Source organism: Streptomyces sp. NPDC003635 (genome assembly GCF_053587635.1).
Genome location: NZ_JBSFOK010000031.1, coordinates 37,348 through 59,837, shown reverse-complemented (window position 1 = coordinate 59,837; position 22,490 = coordinate 37,348). Strand labels below are relative to the sequence as shown.

Annotated in this window: 22 protein-coding genes; 4 read left to right on the top strand and 18 right to left on the bottom strand. The window is 70.6% G+C overall.

The features are described from left to right. Positions 1-9: 9 nt before the first annotated feature. The 7 genes from ccsB to hemL all read right to left on the bottom strand — a co-directional run bounded on the left by ccsB (position 10) and on the right by hemL (position 7,653). Positions 10-1,119, bottom strand: coding sequence for a c-type cytochrome biogenesis protein CcsB (gene ccsB, locus ACWDRW_RS26215; protein ID WP_451726500.1), 1,110 nt, complete (start codon positions 1,117-1,119; stop codon positions 10-12). Beyond that, complete coding sequence (gene resB, locus ACWDRW_RS26210; protein ID WP_451726499.1) at positions 1,116-2,819, bottom strand: cytochrome c biogenesis protein ResB; 1,704 nt, start codon at positions 2,817-2,819, stop codon at positions 1,116-1,118. Before resB ends, ccsB begins: the two co-directional genes overlap by 4 nt. A gap of 3 nt (positions 2,820-2,822) precedes the next feature. Further along, on the bottom strand, positions 2,823-3,593 hold the full coding sequence (locus tag ACWDRW_RS26205; protein WP_451726498.1) for a cytochrome c biogenesis CcdA family protein: 771 nt from the start codon (positions 3,591-3,593) through the stop codon (positions 2,823-2,825). Position 3,594: 1 nt separating this feature from the next. Continuing rightward, positions 3,595-4,185, bottom strand: coding sequence for a TlpA family protein disulfide reductase (locus ACWDRW_RS26200; RefSeq protein ID WP_451726497.1), 591 nt, complete (start codon positions 4,183-4,185; stop codon positions 3,595-3,597). Between the two features lie 78 nt (positions 4,186-4,263). Further along, positions 4,264-5,514: a hypothetical protein gene (locus ACWDRW_RS26195; protein WP_451726496.1), complete on the bottom strand. Its 1,251-nt coding sequence runs from the start codon at positions 5,512-5,514 to the stop codon at positions 4,264-4,266. Positions 5,515-5,623: 109 nt separating this feature from the next. Further along, positions 5,624-6,340 carry a histidine phosphatase family protein gene (locus tag ACWDRW_RS26190; RefSeq protein ID WP_451726495.1) on the bottom strand — a complete coding sequence of 239 codons (717 nt, stop codon included), beginning with the start codon at positions 6,338-6,340 and terminating at the stop codon, positions 5,624-5,626. After that, positions 6,337-7,653: a glutamate-1-semialdehyde 2,1-aminomutase gene (gene hemL, locus ACWDRW_RS26185; RefSeq protein WP_451726494.1), complete on the bottom strand. Its 1,317-nt coding sequence runs from the start codon at positions 7,651-7,653 to the stop codon at positions 6,337-6,339. The genes ACWDRW_RS26190 and hemL overlap by 4 nt, the downstream gene beginning before the upstream one ends. A gap of 282 nt (positions 7,654-7,935) precedes the next feature. On the opposite strand from hemL, the gene ACWDRW_RS26180 reads away from it, so the two are divergent. Next, positions 7,936-8,562: a hypothetical protein gene (locus ACWDRW_RS26180; protein WP_451726493.1), complete on the top strand. Its 627-nt coding sequence runs from the start codon at positions 7,936-7,938 to the stop codon at positions 8,560-8,562. Positions 8,563-8,659: 97 nt separating this feature from the next. Here the strand turns inward: ACWDRW_RS26180 and ACWDRW_RS26175 are convergent, their stop codons facing one another. The 4 genes from ACWDRW_RS26175 to ACWDRW_RS26160 all read right to left on the bottom strand — a co-directional run bounded on the left by ACWDRW_RS26175 (position 8,660) and on the right by ACWDRW_RS26160 (position 12,318). After that, complete coding sequence (locus ACWDRW_RS26175) at positions 8,660-10,183, bottom strand: flotillin family protein (protein WP_451726492.1); 1,524 nt, start codon at positions 10,181-10,183, stop codon at positions 8,660-8,662. Between the two features lie 51 nt (positions 10,184-10,234). After that, positions 10,235-10,720, bottom strand: coding sequence for a hypothetical protein (locus tag ACWDRW_RS26170; RefSeq protein ID WP_451726491.1), 486 nt, complete (start codon positions 10,718-10,720; stop codon positions 10,235-10,237). A gap of 205 nt (positions 10,721-10,925) precedes the next feature. Beyond that, entirely contained in the window at positions 10,926-11,507 is a 582-nt protein-coding gene (locus ACWDRW_RS26165; RefSeq protein ID WP_451726490.1) for a sigma-70 family RNA polymerase sigma factor, read from the bottom strand. A 142-nt stretch (positions 11,508-11,649) separates the two neighbouring features. Then, a complete protein-coding gene (locus tag ACWDRW_RS26160; protein ID WP_451726489.1) occupies positions 11,650-12,318 on the bottom strand; it encodes a hypothetical protein in 669 nt (222 codons plus the stop codon). A 184-nt stretch (positions 12,319-12,502) separates the two neighbouring features. Between ACWDRW_RS26160 and ACWDRW_RS26155 the strand changes: the two genes are divergently transcribed. Then, positions 12,503-14,074, top strand: coding sequence for a carbohydrate-binding protein (locus tag ACWDRW_RS26155; protein ID WP_451726488.1), 1,572 nt, complete (start codon positions 12,503-12,505; stop codon positions 14,072-14,074). A gap of 42 nt (positions 14,075-14,116) precedes the next feature. Here ACWDRW_RS26155 and ACWDRW_RS26150 read toward each other — a convergent pair whose 3' ends face one another. The 6 genes from ACWDRW_RS26150 to ACWDRW_RS26125 form a co-directional block, all read right to left on the bottom strand. Next, entirely contained in the window at positions 14,117-15,379 is a 1,263-nt protein-coding gene (locus tag ACWDRW_RS26150; protein ID WP_451726487.1) for an ArgE/DapE family deacylase, read from the bottom strand. A gap of 11 nt (positions 15,380-15,390) precedes the next feature. Then, positions 15,391-16,818, bottom strand: coding sequence for an ATP-binding protein (locus ACWDRW_RS26145; protein WP_451726486.1), 1,428 nt, complete (start codon positions 16,816-16,818; stop codon positions 15,391-15,393). After that, the gene (locus tag ACWDRW_RS26140; protein ID WP_451726485.1) at positions 16,819-17,547 is read right to left on the bottom strand and encodes a response regulator transcription factor; all 729 of its coding nucleotides are present in this window, start codon (positions 17,545-17,547) and stop codon (positions 16,819-16,821) included. A gap of 165 nt (positions 17,548-17,712) precedes the next feature. Then, positions 17,713-18,291 carry an FMN reductase gene (locus tag ACWDRW_RS26135; RefSeq protein WP_451726484.1) on the bottom strand — a complete coding sequence of 193 codons (579 nt, stop codon included), beginning with the start codon at positions 18,289-18,291 and terminating at the stop codon, positions 17,713-17,715. Continuing rightward, positions 18,291-19,391, bottom strand: a complete 1,101-nt coding sequence (locus ACWDRW_RS26130; RefSeq protein WP_451726483.1) for an LLM class flavin-dependent oxidoreductase — start codon at positions 19,389-19,391, stop codon at positions 18,291-18,293. Before ACWDRW_RS26130 ends, ACWDRW_RS26135 begins: the two co-directional genes overlap by 1 nt. 63 nt (positions 19,392-19,454) lie before the next feature. Next, positions 19,455-20,057 carry a TIGR03086 family metal-binding protein gene (locus ACWDRW_RS26125; RefSeq protein WP_451726482.1) on the bottom strand — a complete coding sequence of 201 codons (603 nt, stop codon included), beginning with the start codon at positions 20,055-20,057 and terminating at the stop codon, positions 19,455-19,457. A 62-nt stretch (positions 20,058-20,119) separates the two neighbouring features. Between ACWDRW_RS26125 and ACWDRW_RS26120 the strand changes: the two genes are divergently transcribed. After that, the gene (locus tag ACWDRW_RS26120; RefSeq protein WP_451726481.1) at positions 20,120-20,929 is read left to right on the top strand and encodes a DUF6597 domain-containing transcriptional factor; all 810 of its coding nucleotides are present in this window, start codon (positions 20,120-20,122) and stop codon (positions 20,927-20,929) included. A 106-nt stretch (positions 20,930-21,035) separates the two neighbouring features. Here the strand turns inward: ACWDRW_RS26120 and ACWDRW_RS26115 are convergent, their stop codons facing one another. Further along, positions 21,036-21,923, bottom strand: coding sequence for an NADP-dependent oxidoreductase (locus tag ACWDRW_RS26115; RefSeq protein WP_451726480.1), 888 nt, complete (start codon positions 21,921-21,923; stop codon positions 21,036-21,038). Between the two features lie 127 nt (positions 21,924-22,050). On the opposite strand from ACWDRW_RS26115, the gene ACWDRW_RS26110 reads away from it, so the two are divergent. Continuing rightward, a complete protein-coding gene (locus ACWDRW_RS26110) occupies positions 22,051-22,488 on the top strand; it encodes a winged helix-turn-helix transcriptional regulator (protein WP_451726479.1) in 438 nt (145 codons plus the stop codon). The last annotated feature ends 2 nt before the right edge of the window (positions 22,489-22,490 follow it).

Here is a 22,490-nt window from a genome sequence, read left to right as displayed (position 1 = left end):
AGCGTAGGTTCAGAACCCCACGGACTGCAGCGCGCCCAGGCCCACGTCGGCGTAGGAGTGCTTGCCGGAGACGAAGATGTTCACGCCGTAGTAGTTGAAGAGCCAGCAGCCGAAGGCCACCAGGGCCAGGTAGGCGGCCTTGCGGCCCTTCCAGCCGGCCGTGGCGCGGGCGTGCAGGTAGCAGGCGTAGGCGACCCAGGTGATGAACGACCAGGTCTCCTTGGGGTCCCAGCCCCAGTACCGGCCCCAGGCGTCACCCGCCCAGATCGCGCCCGCGATGATCGTGAACGTCCACAGGGGGAAGACGGCCGCGTTGACGCGGTAGGAGAACTTGTCCAGGGAGGCCGAGGAGGGCAGCCGGTCCAGGACGGAGTTGGCGAAGCGGCCCGGGGTGCCGCCGTTCGCCAGCTTGTTCTCGTAGGAGTCCTTGAAGAGGTACAGCAGCGTGGAGACCGCGCCGACGTAGAACACCGCGCCACAGAAGATCGCCGTGGAGACGTGGATGTACAGCCAGTACGAGTGAAGGGCGGGAACCAACTGGTCGCTGGCGGTGTACAAGACAGTGACGGCGAGGCCGAGATCGAGGAGGACCGTGGTGATGAGGAACAGCCCGAGCCAGCGCACGTTCTTCCGCAGTGCCAGCAGCGTGAGGTACACACCGACGGCGACCGTGGAGAAGGTGATGTTGAACTCGTACATGTTGCCCCACGGCGCCCGCTGCACCGACAGGGCCCGGGTGAGCACACCGCCGAACTCGATGAGGAAGGCGAGCACCGTCAGGGACACGGCGATACGGCCGTAGAGGTCCCCCTGCTCGTCGCCGCCGTGCGCGCCGGGTCCGTCCGGCACGTCACGCGAGCCGCTCGCGGCCCGGACCACGACCTTCGGCCGCTCCAGTACGGCGGTGCCGCCGGCCTTCTTCACCGTGACCGCCGGCGCGGCGGAGGCCTTCTTCGTCGCGGTGAGCGCGGCGGCCGTGCGGCCGACCTTGCTGCGGCTGCCGAAGAGCCATTCGGCGATGTACGCGAAGAAGGCCAGGGTGTAGACGGCCATCGCGGAGTAGATCAGCGTATTGCTGAGATTCGCGAGGCTTTCGTTGGTAGCGGCGGCGAGAGTCACTTCTCAGCCCCTTCGGCAGGTACAGCGGAGTCGGTGGTCGGTTCGGGGTCGTCGGGGGCTTCGGGGTCGGGCGCCCCCGGGGCCTGGTCGTACAGGGTCCCGGCGAGCTCGCCGAGTTCCTCGGGCACCTTGGCGGACTCGCTGCGGCCGAGCCCGGCCATCTCCACGACGGTCACGCCGTCGGCGCCCTTGACCGCCCGCACCCACACCCGGCGGCGCTGGATGAACAGGGAGGCGGCGAGACCGAAGATCGCGGCGAGGGAGCCGGCCAGCGCCCAGCCGCTCGCGGGCTGCTGGGTCACCTGGAAGTTCGCCCACTCCTTGGTGTCCTCGTAGGTGATCGAACCCGCGCCGTTCGGGAGTTCCACGGTCTGCCCGGGGCGCAGGTTCTTCCGCAGCTGCTTGCCCTTGGCGTCCTTGAAGCCCTTCATGTGCTTCTTGTCGAGCTGGTACACGCTCTGCGGGATGCCCGAGTTGACGCCCAGGTCGCCGTAATAGGGCTCAAGGTTGAGCACCGGGTTGATCAGGGCGGGGAAGCTGGAGGCGACCTCGCTGCCCGCGGTGTAGGTGGGCAGGAAGAAGGCCTTGATCCCGAGTTGCTCGGTGACACCCTCGGCGTTCTTGTAGCCGTCGAGGACCTTGATCACGCCGGTGGAGGTGACGTTGGAGTCCAGCGGCAGCAGCGGAACGGCGTCGCGGAACACGATCTTGCCCTTGCCGTCCCGGACGGTGACGACGGGGGCGTAGCCGTGGGCGGTGAGATAGACCTTGGAGTCGCCGATCTCCAGCGGCTCGTTGACCTTGACGGTCGCCTTGCGGTCCTTGCCGTAGGCGCCCTCGGCGTAGGTGAGGGTGGTCTGGTAGGTACGCGGAGTGCCCTTGTTGGGGCCGGAGGCCTCATAGGTTCCGGTGAAGTCGTTCAGGCGGAAGCTGAACGGCGTCAGATCGTCGGTGCTGAACAAGTTGCCGGATTTGAAGTCGTCGTAGGAGATCAGGGTGTTGGAGAACCCGTTGCCCTCGACGAGGAGCTTGTTGCCCTCGGACTTGAAGAGCTGGCCCCAGGCGAAGGCAATCAGCATCACGATCAGCGCGAGGTGGAAGAGGAGGTTGCCGACCTCGCGCAGATAGCCCTTCTCGGCGGCGACCGCGTCACCGGCGACATGAGCGCGGAAGCGGTTCTTCTTCAGCAGGGCGAGCGCGGCCTCGCGGACCTGCTCGGGCTCGGCCTCGGTGCGCCAGGTCGTGTGGGCGGGCAGCCGGGTCAGGCGCCTGGGCGCGCCCGGCGGGCGGCCGCGCAGCTGGCCGACGAACTGCCAGGTGCGGGGCACGATGCAGCCGATGAGGGAGACGAACAGCAGGATGTAGATCGCGGAGAACCACACCGAGCTGTAGACGTGGAAGAGGCCGAGCTTGTCGTAGACCGGCGCGAGGGTCTCGTGCCGGTCGCGGAAGTCGGCGACCTTCGTCTCGTCACTGCCGGACTGCGGGATCAGCGAGCCGGGGATCGCGCCGAGCGCGAGGAGCAGCAGAAGCAGCAGTGCGACCCGCATCGAGGTCAGCTGCCGCCAGAACCATCGGGCCCAGCCGATGACGCCCATGGCGGGCAGGCTCGACAGCTCCTCCTTGGGGGCGGTGGAGAGCTGGGAGCCGGCGGCGCCGAGGTCCTGCTCTTCGGCGCGGTCGGTGGTCGTGTTGCTCATCGGTCAGATCCCCACAGTGAATCCGGCGGACCAGGACTGCATGTCCTGTACGAGGCTGTCCCAGGCGCCGGTCAGCAGCAGCAGACCGGTGACGATCATCATCGCCCCGCCGATCCGCATCACCCAGACATAGTGGCGCTTGACCCAGCCGAAGGCGCCGAGCGCCTTGCGGAAGGCGACCGCGGCGAGCACGAACGGCACACCGAGGCCCAGGCAGTAGGCGACGGTCAGTATGGCACCGCGGCCCGCGCTCGACTGCTGCGAGGACAGGGCGAGCACGGAGGCGAGGGTCGGACCGATGCAGGGCGTCCAGCCGATCCCGAACAGCGCGCCGAGCAAGGGGGCGCCGACCAGTCCGGCCACGGGCTTCTTGTGGAAGCGGAACTCCCGCTGCGTCATCCAGGGCATCAGGCCCATGAAGAACACGCCCATGACGATCATGAGCCCGCCCAGCACCTTGGACAGCACACCCTGCTGCTCCTGGAGCGTCGCCCCGAAGTAGCCGAACAGAGCCCCGCCGGAGACGAACACGGCGGTGAAGCCGGCCACGAACAGGGACGCCCCCGCGACCATCCGGCCGCGTCGGGCCTCGGCCAGATCGGTGCCGCTGATGCCGGTGACGTAGGACAGATAGCCGGGGACCAGCGGCAGGACGCACGGCGAGAAGAAGGACACGAGTCCGCCGAGCAGCGCGATGGGCAGAGCGACCAGCAGGGCGCCGTTGAGCACGGTGCTGTTGTAGCCCTCCGCGGCGAGCGTGGTGAGCGCGCTCACGTCACTTCTCCGCGAGGACCGGGGCGATCATGGAGCGCAGTTTCTCCTCGCTGAGCGCGGCAAGCGAGCGGGCCGCGATCTTCCCGTCCCGGTCAAGGACGAGCGTGGAGGGGATCGCCTGCGGGTTGAGGGTGCCCTTCTCGAAGCGGAGCATCAGCTTGCTGCTCGGGTCGTACAGGCTGGGGTAGGTGACGCCGTACTGTTCCTCGAAGGCGCGGGCGCTCCTGGCCTGGGGGTCGGCGACGTTGATGCCGACGAACTGCACGCCCTGCGGCTTGAGGTCCTTGTAGACCTTCTCGAAGTTGGGGGCCTCGGCGCGGCACGGGGCGCACCAGGAGCCCCAGACGTTCAGGACGACGACCTTGCCCTTGAAGGAGGAGACCGCGAGCTGCTTGTCGTCGATGGTCTTCCCGGACAGGTCGGGGGCCGCGTGGCGCTTGCCCTGCTCGACGGTGGAGATGCCGTCCTTGCCCATGATGAAGTTCGTGTCGCCGCCCCCGCCGGAAGTGCCTCCGGAGCCGCAGGCGGACAGCAGCAGCGTTGCGGCGACGGCACCGGCGAGGGTCAGGGGGGCGCGACTGGCGGCACTCATGTGAAAAGTTTCGCATGTCCGTTCCGGGGATCTTGCGCACCCCCCTCGCAGGCGAAAACCCGCATTTCAGGCCGCCTTTCAGAGGCTCTTCCAGCCTCCGGCGGGCGACTGTCCCACATCGAGCGTGCGCAGCTTGTCGAGCACCTCCGGAGTCTGCACGTCCAGCCAGTCCGTGAACTGCCGGAAGGAGACAAGGCGTACGTCCTCGCCCTTCTCCTTCTCCCGCGCGATGTGCTTCAGCGCCTCCTCGACGGCGTCCATGTAGATGCCGCCGTTCCACTGCTCGAAGTGGTTGCCGACGAAGAAGGGAGCGCGATTTGTCTCGTACGCCCGCTTGAAGCCTGATATGTACGCCTGGGCCGACTGCTCGCGCCAGCCCGGGTAGTTGTGGGCGGGGGCGTTCGTGGAGTTGACGGACTGGTTGGCGAGCATGTTGTAGTCCATCGACAGGACCTCGAAGCTGCGGCCGGGGAAAGGTATCTGCTGAAGCGGCAGGTCCCATATGCCCTGTTTCTTCCTGGGCCAGACCTGGCGCCCGCCGGGCGAGGAGGCGTCATAGCGCCAGCCGAGCTCACGGGCGGTGGGCAGGAGGTTGTCCTGACCGAGCAGACACGGGGTGCGGCCGCCGACGAGTTCCTTGTCGTAGTCGAAGGGCAGCGAGGGCAGATCGGTCCAGCCGGTGTGGGTGCGCCACTCCTTCACGAAGGACTTCGCCTGGTCGATCTCGCTGCGCCACTGCTGCGGGGTCCAGTTGCCGACCGAGCCCGAACCGGCGCAGAAGTGGCCGTTGAAGTGGGTGCCGATCTCATGGCCGTCGAGCCAGGCGCGGCGGACGCTCTTCAGGGTGTCCTTGATGTGCGCGTCGGTGAGGTAGCCGATGTCGGAGGCGCCGCGCAGGTTGTTCGGGGGGTCGTAGAGCCGCTTCTTGCTCTCCGGCAGCAGGTAGAGCCCGGAGAGGAAGAAGGTCATGTGCGCGCCGTGTTCCTCGGCGAGGTCGAGGAAGCGGGGGAAGAGGCCGTTGCCGACCTCGCCGGCACCGTCCCAGGAGAAGACGACGAACTGGGGCGGGGTCTGGCCCGGTTCCAGCGGGACGGGCTTCTCGGGCTGCTTCGGCTGCTTGCCGGTGTACGACGTGGAGCCGTCGCCGATGAGGCGGGCCCGCGGCTTGGCCTTGCCGGCCGCGCGGTGATCCGCGGCACCTCCGTCCGCGGAACCCCCGGAGGGGTCCGACCCGTCTGACGTCTTGAGAGCCCCGCAGCCGGCCAGCCCGACCGCGGCGGCCCCGCCGACGCCGAGCCCGAGTGCTCCCCTTCGGGTGAGAGTGCGCATGGCATCCCCGTTCGTCACGTTCTCTGGTGGTCACCCAGTCAGAGGACGGGACGAACAGGGAGGTTCCTGTGAATCACATAGGTTTCGCAACAAAAGTCACGAACTTCTGTTACGCACCAAACGCCTTGTCCTTGCCCTTCACGGGCTTGGCACCGGCCCGGAGATGCGCCGGGACCAGGTCGATCGCGGGCTCGCTGTAGCCGACGGAGACGATCTTGTCGCCCTGGTACGTGAACGACGTCAGGGACGCCAGCGTGCACTGCCGACGGCGCGGGTCGTGCCACAGACGGCGCTTCTCCACGTAGGACCGCACGATCCAGATCGGCAGCTGATGGCTGACCAGCACCGCCTCGTGCCCGCGCGCCCGGTCCTTGGCGGTGTCCAGCGCCCCCATCATCCGTACGACCTGCCCGAAGTACGGCTCGCCCCAGGACGGCCGGAAGGGGTTGACGAGGTGCTTCCAGTTGGCCGGCTTCTTCAGCGCGCCGTCGCCGACTCCGAAGGTCTTGCCCTGGAAGACGTTGTCCGCCTCGATGAGCCGCTCGTCCGTGGCGAGGTCCAGGCCGTGCGCCTTGGCGATCGGCGTCGCGGTCTCCTGCGCCCGCTCCAGCGGGGAGGAGCAGACGTAGGTCACGTCCCGGGAGGCGAGGTGCTCGGCGACCCGGTCGGCCATCCGGCGCCCGAGTTCCGAGAGGTGGTAGCCGGGCAGCCGGCCGTACAGGACGCCGTCCGGGTTGGCGACCTCGCCGTGCCGCATCACATGGACGACGGTGATGTCGGCGTCGCTGCCGGAGGTGATGCCGGGTGTGATGTCGGGGGTGCTCATGCCGTCGCCTCCGCCGCCGCGCGGGCCGCCGCCGGAAGGGCGTCGGCGATCTTCTGCACGGCCCGCTCGTCGTGGGCGGTGGAGACGAACCAGGACTCGAAGGAGGACGGCGGCAGGTAGACGCCGTTCGCCAGCAGCGAGTGGAAGAACGCGGTGAAGCGGAAGGACTCCTGCTTCTTGGCGTCCTCGTAGTCCCGCACCTCGCGGTCCGTGAAGAACACCGAGAACATGTTGGCGGCCGTCTGCAGCCGGTGCGCGACACCCTCCTTGGTGAGCGCCTCCGTGACCAGGGCCTGGATCTGCTCCGACACGGCGTTGACCTTGTCGTAGGCCGCATCGTCGAGGAGCCGGAGCTGGGCGAGGCCCGCGGCCGTCGCGATCGGGTTCCCGGAGAGGGTGCCGGCCTGGTAGACGGGCCCGGCGGGGGCGAGGTGCGCCATGACGTCGGCTCGGCCACCGAAGGCCGCGGCCGGGAAGCCGCCGCCCATGACCTTGCCGAACGTCATCAGGTCCGGGACGACCCCGTCGACACCGAACCAGCCGGCGCGGCTGGTGCGGAACCCGGTCATGACCTCGTCGGAGATGAACAGGGCGCCGTTCTTGGCGCAGGCGTCCTTCAGCCCCTGGTTGAAGCCGGGCAGGGGAGGCACGACGCCCATGTTGCCGGGCGAGGCCTCGGTGATCACACAGGCGATCTCACCCGGGTGCCGGTGGAAGGCCTCCTGCACGGCCTCCAGGTCGTTGTACGGCAGCACGATCGTGTCGCCTGCCTGGGCGCCGGTGACGCCCGGGGTGTCCGGCAGCGCGAAGGTGGCGACACCGGAGCCCGCGGCGGCGAGCAGCGAGTCGACGTGGCCGTGGTAGCAGCCGGCGAACTTGATCACCTTGGCGCGCCGGGTGAACCCGCGGGCGAGCCGGATCGCCGACATGGTGGCCTCGGTACCGCTGGAGACGAGCCGTACCTGCTCGACGGGCCCGACCCGGCGGACGATCTCCTCGGCGAGCGCGACCTCGCCCTCGCCGGGCGTGCCGAAGGAGGTGCCGCGCGAGACGGCCTCCCGCACGGCCGCGATGACCTCCGGGTGCGAGTGCCCGAGGATCATGGGCCCCCAGGAGCAGACGAGGTCGACGTACTCGCGTCCGTCGGCGTCGGTGAGGTAGGCGCCCTTTCCGGACACCATGAACCGGGGTGTTCCGCCCACGGCGCGGAAGGCGCGCACCGGGGAGTTCACGCCGCCGGGCGTGACGGCCGCCGCACGATCGAACAGAGCCTGCGACTCAGGCGCATCGTATGAATAAGGCAGTGAGCTCATGTCCTGCGACTTCTCCGACCTTCTCCGACTGCTCGGACTCCGGGTGTCAGTGACCTCCTCAGGGTAGGCCAGGGGGCGCCCGGACCTGTGGGCCCGCTCTCTCCTGACCCGAGATCCACTCCCCTCTCCCCCGCGATCTGCGAAACTGGGGCCTGGTGCAAGATCCTGCGGACAGGTGTTTCACCGCACGTTTCGGCGAGCGACCGTGGGGGAGGTCACTGACACGATGATCGGGTTGCGCGGCGGGGGCCACGGGTCCTAGAAAAGCAGTCGGGTGGAGATATGCATCGCGGTGGCGGACTGGGCGAGGGGACTGATGACCTGGGTCCTCGTCGTGCCCGGCGGGGAAGGCACCGGCGCGACGCGGAGGACCCCACCGCGGCACGGCAGGCACAGGGCGGACAGACGGACCCCGAGCGGATCGACCAGCGTGTCGACCGGCTCCGGGCGGCGAGCAGGAATGGTGGTCGGGTGGGGGTGACGTACAAGTACTTCGGCGCGCCGGACGGCGCGACCGCGGCCCGCGTCCCGATCTCGATGCGCCCCGAGGAACTCGGCGGCGACGAGCTCGGCATGAACGGCATGTTCACCAAGATCAAGCCGGAGACGATGGCCGCGATGGTGCTGACCGGCATCGAGGGCGTCCCCCTGCACAAGGTCCCGCCGCTGGAGCTGGTCGTCCTGCACCCCGATTACGCGGTCGTGAAGCTCCCCATGACGGTGGTGGACCCCCTGCGCGGCATCGGCGAGGAAGCGGTCGGCGCGGCCGCCTTCATCTGGTCCACGGTCCCGGACCGCGGCGGCCCGCGGGACGCGTTCAACGTCTACCAGCTGCTGCACGAGTGGCAGGACTTCAGCCACCGCCTGCACGAGGCGGGGCATCAGCCGTACTGCCTGGTGTGGCCCTGAGCGGATCCTCGCGCCAGTCGCGAGTCCGCGTCATGCCGTAACGCCGTGATGCGCTCCCGTCTCCTGAGGACGGCAGCGCATCACCGGTCGCGGCGGGTCAGCCGCTGATCTCGACCTTCCCGTTCAGCTCCGCCGTGGGCTCCGCCGGGGCCGTACCCCGGCGGGTGATGCCCTTCAGCAGTTCGGCGAGGTCGACGCCCGTCGTGGAGCCGAGGAGTTCCATGCCCTGGGCGACGTTGTCCGCCACCGCCCGCGGAATGCGGCCCGCGCCGTCCGTGGAGATCACCGTCAGCTTGTCCACCGCGCTCAGCGGCTCCGAGGCCTTGGCCACGACCTGCGGCAACACCTCGACGAGCATCTGGAGCACCGCCGCGTCGCCGTACTGCCCGAACGCGTCCGCCTTCTTCCGCATCGCCTCCGCCTCGGCGGCGCCCTTCGCCCCGATCGCCGACGCCTCGGCCTCGCCCTCCAGCCGTACCGCCTCCGCGATCGCCGCGCGCCGGGACCGCTCGGCCTCGCCCTGCTTCAGCCCCTCGATGGCCTCCGCCTCGGCCAGCGCGCCGCGCCGCTGCTTCTCGCCCTCACCGGTCAGCCGGGCCCGCTCGGCCTCGGCCTGGGCGTCCGCGATGCCCGCCGCCTTCTCCGCCTCGGCCTGCTTGACCCGGGCCACCCGACGGGCCTCGGCCTCCTGTTCCGCCGCGTACCGCTGGGCGTCGGCGGGCTTGCGGACCTGGGTGTCGAGCTGGCGGTCGGTCAGCGCGGCCTGCCGCTCGGCGACCTTCTCCTGCTGGGTGAGGATCTCCTGCTGGCGGGCCGCTTCGGCGAGCGGTCCCGCGGCTGCCGCCCGGGCCGCCGCCTCGTCCGTCTCCGCCTTGATCTCGGCCTGCTTCAACGCGAACGTCCGCTGCGCGACGGCGATCTCCTCCTCCGCCTTCAGCCGCGCCTGCTCGGCCGCCCGCCGGGCGACGGCCTCGGCGATGTCGGCCTCCTGCCTGGCGCGCGCGGCCTCCGGACGGCCGAGGTCCTCCAGGTAGGAGCCCTCGGTGGTGATGTCCTGGATCTGGAAGGCGTCCAGCACCAGGCCCTGCCCGGACAGGCTCGCCTCCGCCTCCTCCGCGACCTGCCCGGCGAAGGCGGCGCGGTCCCGGATGACGTCCTCCACGGACATCCGGCCCACGATGGCGCGCAGCGCGCCCGACAGCACCTCCTGGGTGAAGCCGACGATGCCGTCCTGCTGCATCAGGAACCGCTGGGCCGCCGCCCGGATCGAGTCCTCCGTGCCGCCGACCTTGACGATCGCGACGCCGTCCAGATTGGCCTTCACCCCGCGCAGGGTGACCGCGCCACGCACCGCTACCGGGATGTGCCGGGAGGACAGGTCGAGCGTGAACTTCTGCTGGACGAAGGGCACGACGAACACTCCGCCGCCGACCACGACCTTCTGGCCGCTGTTGTCGGTGAAGACCCGCCCGGTCTCCGGATCGGTGGACTTCTTGCCGCGCCGGCCCGTGACGATGAACGCCTCGCTCGGCCCGGCCACCTTGTAGCGGGTGACGACGACGAGCGCCAGCAGGACGAGGAGTACGACGACTCCTATGACGGCGAAGACGACAGAACTCATGGCCGTGCCCCCGAATCACGTAAGAAAGGAGAGAAAGAGAAAAGAGGTACGTCAGTGGTCCACCGGGCGGACCACGACGGACGTCGCGGACGGTGCCGCCTCGACCCACACCTCGGTACCGCGGGCCACCGGCCGCGCGCTGCGGGCGGCGAACTTCACGCGCTGGCCCGCGAGCCGCAACAGCACCTCGCCGTAACCGTCCACGGGGATGTCCGTCACCACACTGCCGGACGAGCCCACCAGATCGTCCCCGTTCGGGGTGGCGGTGGTCTGATCACGCATCAGGACCCGACTGAAGTGGTACGTCAGCCAGGCCGTCCCCGCTCCGCACACGGCACCCGCAGTGATGGCGACCGCGGGACCGGCGCCGATGGCACCGGCGGCGATGGCCCCGCCGAAGCCGGTCATCGCCAGGAACCCGGCGACGACCGGCAACGACGTCCATCCGTCCAGGGCACCCTCCAGTACCCCGTCGAAGCCCAGCGACAGGGCGAGCAGCGCGACCCCCGTGATGCCCAGTCCGAGAAACCAGACCATCGCGCCGTCCCCCGCTCACCCGTCGCCGACCTCCGACTTGATGGGATCGTGACACGTGGGCGGGGAGCCTTGCATTGCCGGAACCCGGCAATCTTTACGCGGTTTTAATGCCGGGCCGTTTCCCCACCGGCGGGCCGCGATCGCCGACCTGCTCGCCGCTTCCCGGCTGCCGGGCCCTGCCCCAACTGCCGCCGTCGCTCTGCGACTACGCGGCCCGCAGCGGGCGTTCCTCGGTCTCGTCCAGCAGATCCAGCAGCGTCGCCCGGGCCCGCGCCACGCGCGAACGCACAGTGCCGACCGGGCAGTCGCTCACCTCCGCCGCCTCGGCGTACGGCAGCCCGAGCAATTGCGTGAGCACGAACGCCTCGCGGCGCTCGTCGGGCAGCGAGGCGAGCAGATCGAGCAGGACGACACCGTCGTCGAAGCCGGGTACGCCCCGCGGTTGCGCGTTCTCCACGGCCAGTTGCCAGTCCGCCACATCCGCCGGGCGCGGGCGCGCGGAGGCGTACCGGTAGCTGTCGATCACCGCGCGGCGGGCGATGGCCAGCAGCCAGGAGCGGGCCGAGGAGCGGCCCTCGAACCGGTGCAGGCTGCCGAGCGCACGCAGGAAGGTGTCCTGGGCGAGGTCGTCCACAGCCTGGGGATCGGCGCACAGATGCGCCACATAGCGCAGCACGTCACGGTGCAGAGCGCGCACGAAGTGTTCCACGGCGGCGGGGTCTCCGGCTTGGGCCGCCAGCGCCCAGGCCGTGGTCGAGTCGTCGAGAGCGGCGGCTTTCACCGACACAGCGGTTTTCCGCGTGACAGGAGCGATCACCTGATGTCCTTCGGGTCGTCCGGAATCCGGACCGCGGACGTGCGGGCACGCTCCGCGCCCCGGTGAGTGAAGGGGGGAGTCACGGCCGTACGGCCGTCAGCGCCGGCTGTCGTCAGGCGACAGCGCGCCCCACTGGCGGACCCCGAGAGGTGATCGCGTGGACGAGGAGAAGGCTCGGCGCCCGGTCCGAGCGGCGGTCACGCGGATGGAGGCGGGGCCGGTCCGGCGGTACGGGTAGGGCGAGCAGGAGGCGGAGCGGCGCCGCCAGCCATCCGGCCACCGCCCGAAGGATGCGGAACGCGGCCTTCTCGCCGTACGCCAGCCACAGACCGCACAGCAGGGCGGCGAGCAGGTGGGCGGCGAACATGCCGACGGAGGACGACGAGCCGACCGCAGAGACGCCCATGTCCGTGCCGCCCATGCCATCCATGGCATCCACGCCGCTCATGCCCCTTGCGTGGGGCATGTGATGCATCCCCATGGCGTCCATGCTGTGCATGTGCGCCGAGCCCACATCCGCCGTCGGCGCCGACTGAGCGCGCGAGAACGCCGAGTGCAGCCCCGTCTGGGCGGCCACCACGACGGTCACGATCAGCGGCAGCCCGCGTTCACGTCCCGCGAGGCACCAGCCGACGGCTCCGGTGGCGGCCACGCCCGCCGCCAGCGCCCACGCGGGGACCTGGCCGCCGGACATCAGGACGTGGCCCAGGGCGGCGAGCAGCACGCAGACGGCCGCGAACACCGCGGCCCGTATCGTGCGAGTACACCACCCTGCTGTCATGGCGCCTCATCCTCGCATCCGGGCATCGACCCTCAGGTACGGCTTCCACCTGTCACGAGTTCAATGTTCATATCTGTGAATAGAAATCAAGTACGCGGATATTGACGCGCACACAACACTCCTCACAAGCTTCCCGGAGAAAGCGCTTACCGCCAAGGCCCCCTTCTCCCTCGGAGGCACCCCGATGCACCTGAGACCCGCACTCGCCTGCGCCGGCCTTTTGACCGGCGCGCTCGTCGCACTGTCCGGCAACCCAGCGCAGGCCGCGACCACCCGGTACGAGGCCGAGACCTCGCCCGCCGTCTGCGCCGGCACCATCGACTCCGACTGGGCCGGGTTCTCCGGCACCGGTTTCTGCAACGGCACCAACGCCACCAGCGGCTACGCCCAGTTCACGGTCAACGCGGCCACCGCGGGCACGGCCACCCTGAACCTGCGTTTCGCCAACGGCACCACCACCGCCCGCCCCGCGAGCCTGATCGTCAACGGCGCCACCACGCAGACCCCGTCCTTCGAGGGCACCGGCGCATGGTCGACCTGGGTCACCAAGACGCTGACCGTGCCGCTCAACGCGGGCAGCAACACCATCCGGCTCACCCCGACCACCACGAGCGGCCTGCCCAACCTCGACCACGCCGACGTCGTCACCGCCGACACGCCTCCGCCCACCGGCACCGCGCTCTACGTCGCCCCGAACGGCACCGACAGCGCCGCCGGCACCCAGTCCGCGCCGACCACCCTGACCTCGGCGATCAGCCGGATCTCCGCGGGCGGCACGATCTACCTGCGCGGAGGGACGTACAACCAGGCCTCCACGGTCACCATTCCGGCGGGCAACAACGGCACCTCCAGCGCCCGCACCACGCTCGCCGCCTACCCGGGCGAGACACCGGTGCTCAACTTCGCGGCGCAGAGCGAGAGTTCGTCGAACCGCGGACTGCAGCTCAACGGCTCGTACTGGCACGTCAAGGGGCTGATCGTCGAACGGGCCGGGGACAGCGGCATCTTCGTCGGCGGCAGCAACAACGTCATCGAGCGCACGGTGACCCGGTTCAACCGCGACACCGGACTTCAGCTCGGCCGGATGACGTCCACGACGCCGACCGCGCAGTGGCCGTCCAACAACCTGATCCTGAGCGCGGAGTCGCACGACAACGCCGACTCCGACGGCGAGGACGCCGACGGCTTCGCCGCGAAGCTCACCACGGGAACCGGCAACGTCTTCCGGTACGCCGTCGCGCACCACAACATCGACGACGGCTGGGACCTGTACACCTACGCCGACGAGGACCCCATCGGCCCGGTGACCGTCGAGGACTCCCTGTCCTTCGACAACGGCACCCTCAGTGACGGCTCCCAGGCCGGCAACGGCGACCGCAACGGCTACAAGCTGGGCGGCGAGGACGTGCCGATCAATCACGTCGTACGGCGCAGCTTCGCCGTCGGCAACGGCAAGCACGGGTTCACGTACAACAGCAACCCGGGCTCGATGACGATCTCGGACAACGTCAGCGTCGACAACACCGAGCGCAACTTCAACTTCGACGCGGGCACCTCGGTGTTCCGGAACAACACCTCCTGCCGGAGCGGCAGCGGCACGAACGACCGGATCATCGGGAACTCCGACAGCTCCAACCAGTTCTGGTCCGGCACGAACGGCTCCCGCTGCTCCTCCTACGACGGCGCCCTCGGCTGGTCCTTCGCCTCGGACGGCCGCCTGGTGGTGACGTTCGGCGGCTCGGTGGTCACGCCGTAGACCGGGGTTCGGCGCCCTTGGACCGCCCAAGGGCGCCGACGCTCACCGAGTCCCCGCGGTCCGCAGGATCACCGGCACCAACGTCCGTGCCGCGTCGACGACTTCGCGCACCGAGACCCGCTCCCGGGCGCTGTGGGCGAAGTGGATGTCGCCGGGCCCGTACTGCAGCGTGGGTATCCCGGCACCGGCGTAGAGCCGCAGATCACTGCCGTACGTCGCCCCCCGCACCCCCGGCTTCCCGTCGCCGACGGCGTCGGCCCGGGCCTCCCGCACCACGTCCACCAGCGGATGTCCCTCGGGCAGCGCCCCGCTCGCGAACTGCCCGCCCGGCCAGGTCACCGTCGCCGGATGCTCCCGCAGCCACGGGTCGCCGGCGCACGCCTCGGCCACGCAGTCCTCGAACTCGGCCCGCGCGGCGGCCGGTTCCTCCCCCAGCCGTACGCCCAGCCGTCCCTCGGCCACCAGCAGGTCGGGCACGCTGCTCGCCCAGTCACCGGCGCGCAGGGTGCCGACGGACAGGCCGTACGGGATCGGGTGCTCGGCCATCAGCGGCACCGGGTTCCTGTTGCGCTCGGCCTCCAGGCGGGCCAGCGCCCGGTGCAGCGGCAGATAGGCGTCGATCGCGCTCACGCCCTCCTCGCGTGAGCTGCCGTGCGCGGACTTGCCCGGCACCGCGATCCGGAAGGTCAGCGCGCCGGCGTTGGCGGTGATGACACTTCCGCCGGTCGGTTCGGCGATGACGCAGGCGTCCCCGCGGTAGCCGCGCCGCAGGGTGCCGAAGGCGCCGAGCCCGCCGTCCTCCTCCCCGACCACGAAGTGCACGGCGACCCGCCCGCGCAGCCGGACCCCGGCCGCGCGTATCGCCGCCAGGGCTGCGAGGTGCGCGACGAGTCCGGCCTTCATGTCGCAGGCCCCGCGCCCGTGCACGACGTCGCCGGTGACGCGCGGGACGAAGGGGTCGCCGTCCCAGGCGGCGAGGTCTCCGGGGGGTACGACGTCGACGTGGCCCTGGAGGACGAGGGTCGGGCCGTCCTCGCCTCCCGCCGTGCCGACCAGGCCCCAGGCCTCGTCGCGGGCGGCTTCGGAGCCGGGGAAACCGGGGTCGGCGCGCAGGGCGCCGAGATCCATGGACCACAGGTCGACGTCCAGGCCGAGGAGTTCGAGACGCCGGGCGAGATGGTGCTGGATCTCGGACTCGGCGGGGCTGCCGGTCACGGAGGGGATGGCGATGAGTTCGAGGAGCGTGCGGGCGACATCAGCTTCGTCGATGGAGGCAACGGAAGCGGCCTCTTGTGGACTCAACATATCGCCGGAGCCTAATGGCGGGCCTCGGACCCCACCCCCACCGTGAACCCGATGACCGCCCCACCGCCCGGCCGCCGCGCGGCGAACGTCGCACCCCCGTGAGCCAGCGCGACCTCCCGCACGATCGACAGCCCCAGCCCGGAACCGGGCAACGACCGAGCATCCGCAGCCCGATAGAAGCGATCGAACACATGCAGAAGATCATCGTCAGTGATCCCGGGCCCCCGATCCAGCACCTCCACCCGGACCGTGCCGTGCACGGCCGGCCCCGCCACCTTGATCTCGATGGGAGCCGTACCGCCCCGGTCGAACTTCGCCGCGTTCTCCACCAGGTTGGACACGGCCCGCTGCAGCATCCCCGGCCGCCCGTCGGTCGTCGTGTCCCCGCTGGCTCGTACGACGATCCGCCGCCCGGTGCGCCGCTGGGCGAGACCCGCCACGTCCTCCGCGATCTCCGCGAGATCCACCCGCTGCGGCGGCTCGCTGTCGGACTGCCCGGCCGCCAGATCCACCAGCTCATTGACCAGATCGGTCAGTTCGAGCGCCTCCTGCGCGAGATCGGCGACCAGCTCGTCCCGGGTCTGCGGAGGGAACTCGTCGATACGCCGCAGCAGCGAGATGTTCGTCCTGAGAGACGTCAGCGGCGTCCGCAGCTCGTGCCCCGCGTCCTGCACGAGCCGCCGCTGGTCCTCCTCGGACTGGGCGAGCCGGCCCAGCATGCGGTCGAAGGCACGGCCGAGACGGCCGACCTCGTCGTAGCCGGTGACGGGCACCTGCACCCCGAGGCGCCGCGTCCGCGCGACGTCCTCAGCGGCCGAGGTGAGGACGATCAGCCGCCGGGTGATCCGCCGGGCCAGCCACCAGCCGAAGAGCCCGGCGCCCACCACGACCGCGGACATCAGGACCAACGTCCGCTGCTGCAGCGCCCGCAGCAGGTCCTCGGTGTCGCTGAACTCCTGAGCGATCTGCACCGCGCCCCGCCCCCCGCCGAGCGAGACCGTGGCGATCCGGTACACGTCGTTGCCGACGTCGACGTCCGCGTGCACGACCGTGCGCCCGGAGAGCCGCTGGGCGGCTATCCGCCGGTCGGCGTCGGTGACGGGAAGGCCGGGCCGGCCGGGGTCGTAGACGGACCCGTCCGGCCCCAGCACTTGCACGTCCGTCCGCGCGGGGCGCACCAGATCGTGCCCGGGCGCGGTGGAGGAGAAGTCCTCGGGGTCCATCGTCCGGGCGCCGACCTCGTCCCGCACGTCCTGCACGACCTCGTCGAACACGGTCTGCTGGTCCACCCGCACCAGCCGGGCGGCGGCGCTGTAGGACAGGATGCCGACGAGCACGGTGACCGCGGCCGTGACGGCGGCGAAGGAGACCGCGAAGGTGGTCCGCAGGGAGTCCAGGCGCGGACGCCGGTCGCGCAGCAGCCGCCCGACGCGGCCCACTCAGTCCTCCCGGAGCACGTAACCCACACCGCGCACCGTGTGGATCAGCGGCGGGGCCCCGGGCTCGTCGAGCTTGCGCCGCAGATAGCCGACGTAGACGGCGAGGTTCTTGGATCCGGGGCCGAAGTCGTAGCCCCAGATGCGGTCGTAGATGGTGGCGTGGTCGAGCACGATCCCGGCGTTGCGCACCAGCAGTTCCAGCAGCTCGAACTCGGTCCGGGTCAGCTCCAGCTCCCGCGTCCCGCGCCAGGCCCGGCGGGCCTGCGGGTCCATCCGCAGCCCGGCCACCTCCAGGGCCCGCTCGGGCGCCGGCTCGGGAGCCTGCTTCGGTACGTCGACGGCGGCGCCGCCCGTCTCGCCCTGGCCGGTGCGGCGGAGCAGGGCGCGCAGCCGGGCGAAGACCTCCTCGACGTCGAAGGGCTTGACGACATAGTCGTCGGCGCCCGCGTCCAGGCCCGCGATGCGGTCCTGGGTCTCCACGAGCGCCGTCAGCATCAGGATGGGGGTCCGGTCGCCCTCGGCGCGCAGTACCCGGCAGACCTGGAGGCCGTCGATGCCGGGCATCATCACGTCGAGGACGAGCACGTCCGGCGGCGAGGTGTGGGCCTGTGCCAGCGCCTCCACGCCGTCGGCGACCGCGGTGACCCGATAGCCCTCCAGGGTCAGGGCACGCTCCAGGGCATGCCGGATGGCGCGGTCGTCTTCGGCGAGGAGAACGGTTTGGGGCACGTCGCCAGTGTGCCAACACCTCCGGCGGTCAAGCCGTGACGAGCGTTTCACCGGTGCGCCTTTTTACCTGCCTCTCACCGTCACGCGCACCGACCGGGGGCTCTGCGCTCGAGCCCCCGGTCGGTCCGAACGGCCGCGTCCGCAATCGCCGGACGGGCTGCGGGGTCACGCCCGCAGCGCCGCCAGCTGTTCCTCGAAGGGCACGAAGCGCTCCTCCTCGGCCTTCTTCGGCGCGAGACCCGTCATCAGCCCCGCCAGTTCCCCGGCCGCCCGCTCGACACGCGCGTCCAGGCCCTCGGCGCCCCAGTCCTCCGAGGCGGCGTACACCCCGGTGGGGACGACCACGGCGTGCAGGTAGGCGAAGAGCGGGCGCAGGGCGTGCTCCAGGACCAGCGAGTGCCGGGCGGTGCCGCCGGTCGCGGCGATCAGCACCGGCTTGCCCGCCAGCGCGTCCTGCTCCAGCACGTCGAAGAACGACTTGAACAGTCCGCTGTACGACGCCGAGAACACCGGCGTGACCACGATCAGCCCGTCCGCCTCCGTGACCGCCTGCTGCGCGGCGGCCAGCTTCCGGCCGGGGAAGCCGTTGGTGAAGTTGTGGGCGATCTCCACGGCGAGGTCGCGCAGCTCCACGACCTCGACCTCGGCCGGGGTCCGCCGGTTCACCGCGGCGGCCAGCCGGTCGCCGAGCAGCCGGGTGGAGGACGGGACGCTGAGCCCCGCCGAGACGACGACGAGCTTCATCAGACGGTCACCTCCTGGGCGGTGCTGTTGTCCTGAGCGGTCTTGAGGGAGGCGTGGGTGGGGGCGTCGGGGACGTCCGCCGGGCGGTTCTTGGCGAACTCCTCGCGCAGGACCGGCACGACCTCCTCGCCGAGCAGGTCGAGTTGCTCCAGCACGGTCTTCAGCGGCAGCCCCGCGTGGTCCATCAGGAACAGCTGGCGCTGGTAGTCACCGGCGTACTCGCGGAAGGACAGGGTCTTCTCGATCACCTGCTGCGGCGAGCCGACGGTCAGCGGGGTCTGCTCGGTGAAGTCCTCCAGGGACGGGCCGTGGCCGTAGACCGGGGCGTTGTCGAAGTACGGGCGGAACTCGCGCACGGCGTCCTGGGAGTTGCGGCGCATGAACACCTGCCCGCCCAGACCCACGATCGCCTGCTCCGCGGTCCCGTGCCCGTAGTGGGCGTACCGCTCCCGGTACAGCTCGACCATCCGCTTGGTGTGGTCGGCCGGCCAGAAGATGTTGTTGTGGAAGAACCCGTCGCCGTAGTACGCGGCCTGCTCGGCGATCTCCGGCGAGCGGATGGAGCCGTGCCAGACGAACGGCGGTACGCCGTCCAGCGGGCGGGGCGTGGACGTGAATCCCTGGAGCGGCGTGCGGAACTTGCCCTCCCAGTTCACGACGTCCTCGCGCCACAGACGGTGCAGCAGGGCGTAGTTCTCGACGGCGAGGTTGATGCCCTGCCGGATGTCCTGGCCGAACCAGGGGTAGACCGGGCCGGTGTTGCCGCGGCCCATCATCAGGTCCACCCGGCCGTCGGCCAGGTGCTGGAGCATCGCGAAGTCCTCGGCGATCTTCACCGGGTCGTTGGTGGTGATCAGCGTGGTGGAGGTGGACAGGACCAGCCTCTCCGTGCGCGCCGCGATCCAGCCGAGCATGGTGGTCGGCGACGACGGCACGAACGGCGGGTTGTGGTGCTCACCGGTCGCGAAGACGTCCAGGCCGACCTCCTCGGCCTTCAGCGCGATGGCGACCATGGCCTTGATGCGCTCCCGCTCGGTCGGCGTCCGGCCCGTGGTGGGGTCCGGCGTGACGTCGCCGACGCTGAAGATCCCGAACTGCATGGTCGCTCACCCTCCAGGTTGTTGACCGTTCAACTATACCCGGAAACGGCGACCTGTCGCTCCCTATTCCCGAGCCCAGTGCGGGTCGCGTCCGGTCTGCGCGAGCAGCCGCTCGAAGGCCGGGGCGTCCTCGGCCACGGGCACGGGGTCCCCGAAGACGCCGGTGGCCTTGGCGGTGGGCGCCAGCTCGGCGACGGTGGCGCTGAGCTGGCGTACGACCGCCGCCATCTCCCCGGGGTCGCCGAAGGGGTACTCCTGGCCCGTGGCCCGCGCGAGATCCCACGGGTGCACGGTCAGATCCAGCAGCGCCATGCACCCGACGAGCCGGGCGGGCATCTGCCAGGCACCTGCGGAGCCCTCCTCGGCACCGGGCGCGGACCAGGCCGCCACCAGCCGGTCCGCCTCGCCGCAGAACCGTTCCCGCCAGCCGGGGTCGGTGCCGACGCGGTCGGGCGTGGCGGAGAAGTCGCTCTGCCCCTTGGCGGCGAGCTTCTGGAACTCCACGACGACCTGGAACAGGTGGTTGGCCAGGGCTTTCACGTCGTACTCGGAACAGGGGGTGGGGGCGTCGAGGGCGTGGTCGGGAATGCCCCGCACGACGGCGACGGCCCGCTCACGGGCGAGAGCGAGGAGATCGCCGACCGGCATGGTGGTTTCGGTGTCCATACCCCCGACGTTAGGGATGTCCGGGCTGCGCTTCTTGAAGAAACGCGACGTACGATCCGGGCATGGAGGCTCCCCGCCAGGACACGCGCGGGATCGTGGACCCGTCCGGTCTGCTGACCCGCGTGCGCTTCCGCCGCCATCTGCCGGCGGAGCCGCTGCGCCGTTACGTCGAGTGGTACTGGCTGATCGACTGGGACCTGGGCGAGCCGTACGTCTCCCACGTGGTCCCGCACCCGTCGGTCAACCTGACCTTCCAGTGGGACGAGGACGAGGGTTCGCCGTACGGCGAGCTGACGGGCGTGCCGAAGGGGCTGTACGCCCGGAAGCTGACCGGGCGGGGCCGGGTGTGCGGGGCGAAGTTCCGCCCCGGCGGCTTCAGGCCCTACGCCTCCGCGTTCCCGGCATCCCACTGGACGGGCCGCACGCTGAGGGCGGAGGAGGTGTTCCCGGAGGCGACGGGGGACACGGCGACCTCGGTCACGACGCCCGACTCCGACGAGGCCCGCGTCCAGGCGCTGGACGCCTTCCTCACCGCCCTCCCCCACGCCCCCGACCCCCAGGCGGACCTGGCGGCCCGCATCGTGAACCGCATCCGCACGGACCGCACGGTGAGCCGAGTGGCGGAACTGGCGAGCGAGGAGTCCTTGTCGACCCGCTCGCTGCAACGCCTGTTCGCGACGTACGTGGGCGTGACCCCGAAGTGGACGATCCTCCGCTACCGCCTCCACGAGGCCCTGGCCCAGGCGGACACCCCCAACTGGTCCGCCCTGGCCGCCACCCTCGGCTACGCCGACCAGTCCCACCTGGTCAGAGCCTTCACCCAAACCCTGGGTATGTCCCCGACGGCGTACGCCCAGGCGGTGGGCGCCTAGACCGCACAGGCGAGCGAAACCCACCCTCGCCCCAGCGCCAGCCCCAACGCACCCGTACCCGTACCCGCACCCAAAGCCGCTCCCGCACCCCCGGCCGCCCCACAGCTCACGGCACCAGCACCACTCGACCCCGCAGTCCCCCCTCCCCCAGCCGCACATGCGCCTTCACCGCATCGTCCAGGGCGTACGTCGAGTCCACCCGAAGCGTCAGCACCCCGTCCTCCACCAGCCGGACCAGTTCCCCCAGCCGCGCCCCGTCCGCACTCACCTCGACCGCCCCGACCCGAACCCCTCGCACAGCCTCGGGCTCGGCCTGCGGGATCACCCCGACGTACGCACCCCCGTCCCGCACCCACTCCAACGCCGCCGCCCCCAGCACCGCCGCGTCGAGCACGGCATCGAAACCACGCGCCCGCCCCTCAGTCACGAACTCGGAAGCCCCCAAGGACCGTACGAGCTCCTCGTCCTTCTCCCGAGCCATCCCGGTCACCGATATCCCACGCTGCCCGGCGAGTTGGACGGCGTACCCACCCACCGCCCCCGCGGCCCCCGTCACCAGCAGCGAATCCCCCGCCGCCACCCCCAGCTGATCCAGCGCCTGCGCGGCGGTCAACGCGTTCAGCGGCAGCGTCGCCGCCGCGACGGCGTCCACCCCCACCGGCGCCAACGCCACCGCGTCCGCCGGCACCACGACGTACTCCGCATGCGTCCCCAGCGGATTCGCCATGCCGTAGTCGAGCGCCACCACCTGGTCACCCACGCTCCACGAGCTCGCCACGCCCACCGCGTCCACGGTCCCGGCCACGTCCCACCCGAGGCCGATCGTCTTCCCCGCGCCCCCGAAGACACCCGCCCGCACCCCGGCGTCCACCGGGTTCAGCCCCGCCGCCGACACCTTGATCCGCACCTGCCGAGCCCCCGGCTCGGGCACCGCGCTCTCCACCACCCGCACGACCTCGGGCCCACCGAACTCCGTCACCACAGCAGCACGCACGACCGACCACTCCCTGTGTCACAGTCCCGCCGCGGAACCTCTCCGCGGCTGACCGCAACCCTAGGAAGAGCTACTATCCAGGAGGAAGTAGTTACCTGAAGGTGCGTACATACCCCAGAGGTGAGCCATGGCGACCATGACGGCAGCACAGCGGCGCGAGCAGGCCCGTGTGGAGTACGACGCGTTCATCAAGGGCTGCCCCACCAACCAGCTCCTGGACCGCCTCAGCGACAAGTGGGTCAGCCTGATCGTCGCCGCCCTCTCCGGCGGCCCGATGCGCTACAGCGACCTGGGCCGCAAGATCGCCGGCGTGAGCCCCAAGATGCTCACCCAGACCCTGCGCACGCTGGAACGCGACGGCATCCTCACCCGCAGCGTCACCCCGTCCGTCCCGGTCCGCGTCGACTACGAACTCACCCCGCTCGGCCGCAGCCTGGCCGTGCTGCTGATGGCGGTGAAGGACTGGGCGGAGGCGAACATCGACCAGGTGCACACGGCCCGCGAGCGCTACGACAGCGAGAACCAGGAAACCGGCGCCGCGCAGGAGCAGGCCGCACAGAGGTAGGC

What these genes read in the sequence shown, in the direction of transcription:
- ACWDRW_RS26120 (WP_451726481.1), top strand. Translation starts at nt 20,120, where the DNA reads ATGGAGGCTCCCCGCCAGGACACGCGCGGGATCGTGGACCCGTCCGGT.
- ACWDRW_RS26110 (WP_451726479.1), top strand. Translation starts at nt 22,051, where the DNA reads ATGGCGACCATGACGGCAGCACAGCGGCGCGAGCAGGCCCGTGTGGAG.
- hemL (WP_451726494.1), bottom strand. Translation starts at nt 7,653, where the DNA reads ATGAGCTCACTGCCTTATTCATACGATGCGCCTGAGTCGCAGGCTCTG.
- ACWDRW_RS26155 (WP_451726488.1), top strand. Translation starts at nt 12,503, where the DNA reads ATGCACCTGAGACCCGCACTCGCCTGCGCCGGCCTTTTGACCGGCGCG.
- ACWDRW_RS26200 (WP_451726497.1), bottom strand. Translation starts at nt 4,185, where the DNA reads ATGAGTGCCGCCAGTCGCGCCCCCCTGACCCTCGCCGGTGCCGTCGCC.
- ACWDRW_RS26190 (WP_451726495.1), bottom strand. Translation starts at nt 6,340, where the DNA reads ATGAGCACCCCCGACATCACACCCGGCATCACCTCCGGCAGCGACGCC.
- ACWDRW_RS26135 (WP_451726484.1), bottom strand. Translation starts at nt 18,291, where the DNA reads ATGAAGCTCGTCGTCGTCTCGGCGGGGCTCAGCGTCCCGTCCTCCACC.
- ACWDRW_RS26130 (WP_451726483.1), bottom strand. Translation starts at nt 19,391, where the DNA reads ATGCAGTTCGGGATCTTCAGCGTCGGCGACGTCACGCCGGACCCCACC.
- ACWDRW_RS26175 (WP_451726492.1), bottom strand. Translation starts at nt 10,183, where the DNA reads ATGAGTTCTGTCGTCTTCGCCGTCATAGGAGTCGTCGTACTCCTCGTC.
- ACWDRW_RS26125 (WP_451726482.1), bottom strand. Translation starts at nt 20,057, where the DNA reads ATGGACACCGAAACCACCATGCCGGTCGGCGATCTCCTCGCTCTCGCC.
- ACWDRW_RS26170 (WP_451726491.1), bottom strand. Translation starts at nt 10,720, where the DNA reads ATGGTCTGGTTTCTCGGACTGGGCATCACGGGGGTCGCGCTGCTCGCC.
- ACWDRW_RS26160 (WP_451726489.1), bottom strand. Translation starts at nt 12,318, where the DNA reads ATGACAGCAGGGTGGTGTACTCGCACGATACGGGCCGCGGTGTTCGCG.
- ACWDRW_RS26180 (WP_451726493.1), top strand. Translation starts at nt 7,936, where the DNA reads ATGCATCGCGGTGGCGGACTGGGCGAGGGGACTGATGACCTGGGTCCT.
- ACWDRW_RS26195 (WP_451726496.1), bottom strand. Translation starts at nt 5,514, where the DNA reads ATGCGCACTCTCACCCGAAGGGGAGCACTCGGGCTCGGCGTCGGCGGG.
- ACWDRW_RS26150 (WP_451726487.1), bottom strand. Translation starts at nt 15,379, where the DNA reads ATGTTGAGTCCACAAGAGGCCGCTTCCGTTGCCTCCATCGACGAAGCT.
- resB (WP_451726499.1), bottom strand. Translation starts at nt 2,819, where the DNA reads ATGAGCAACACGACCACCGACCGCGCCGAAGAGCAGGACCTCGGCGCC.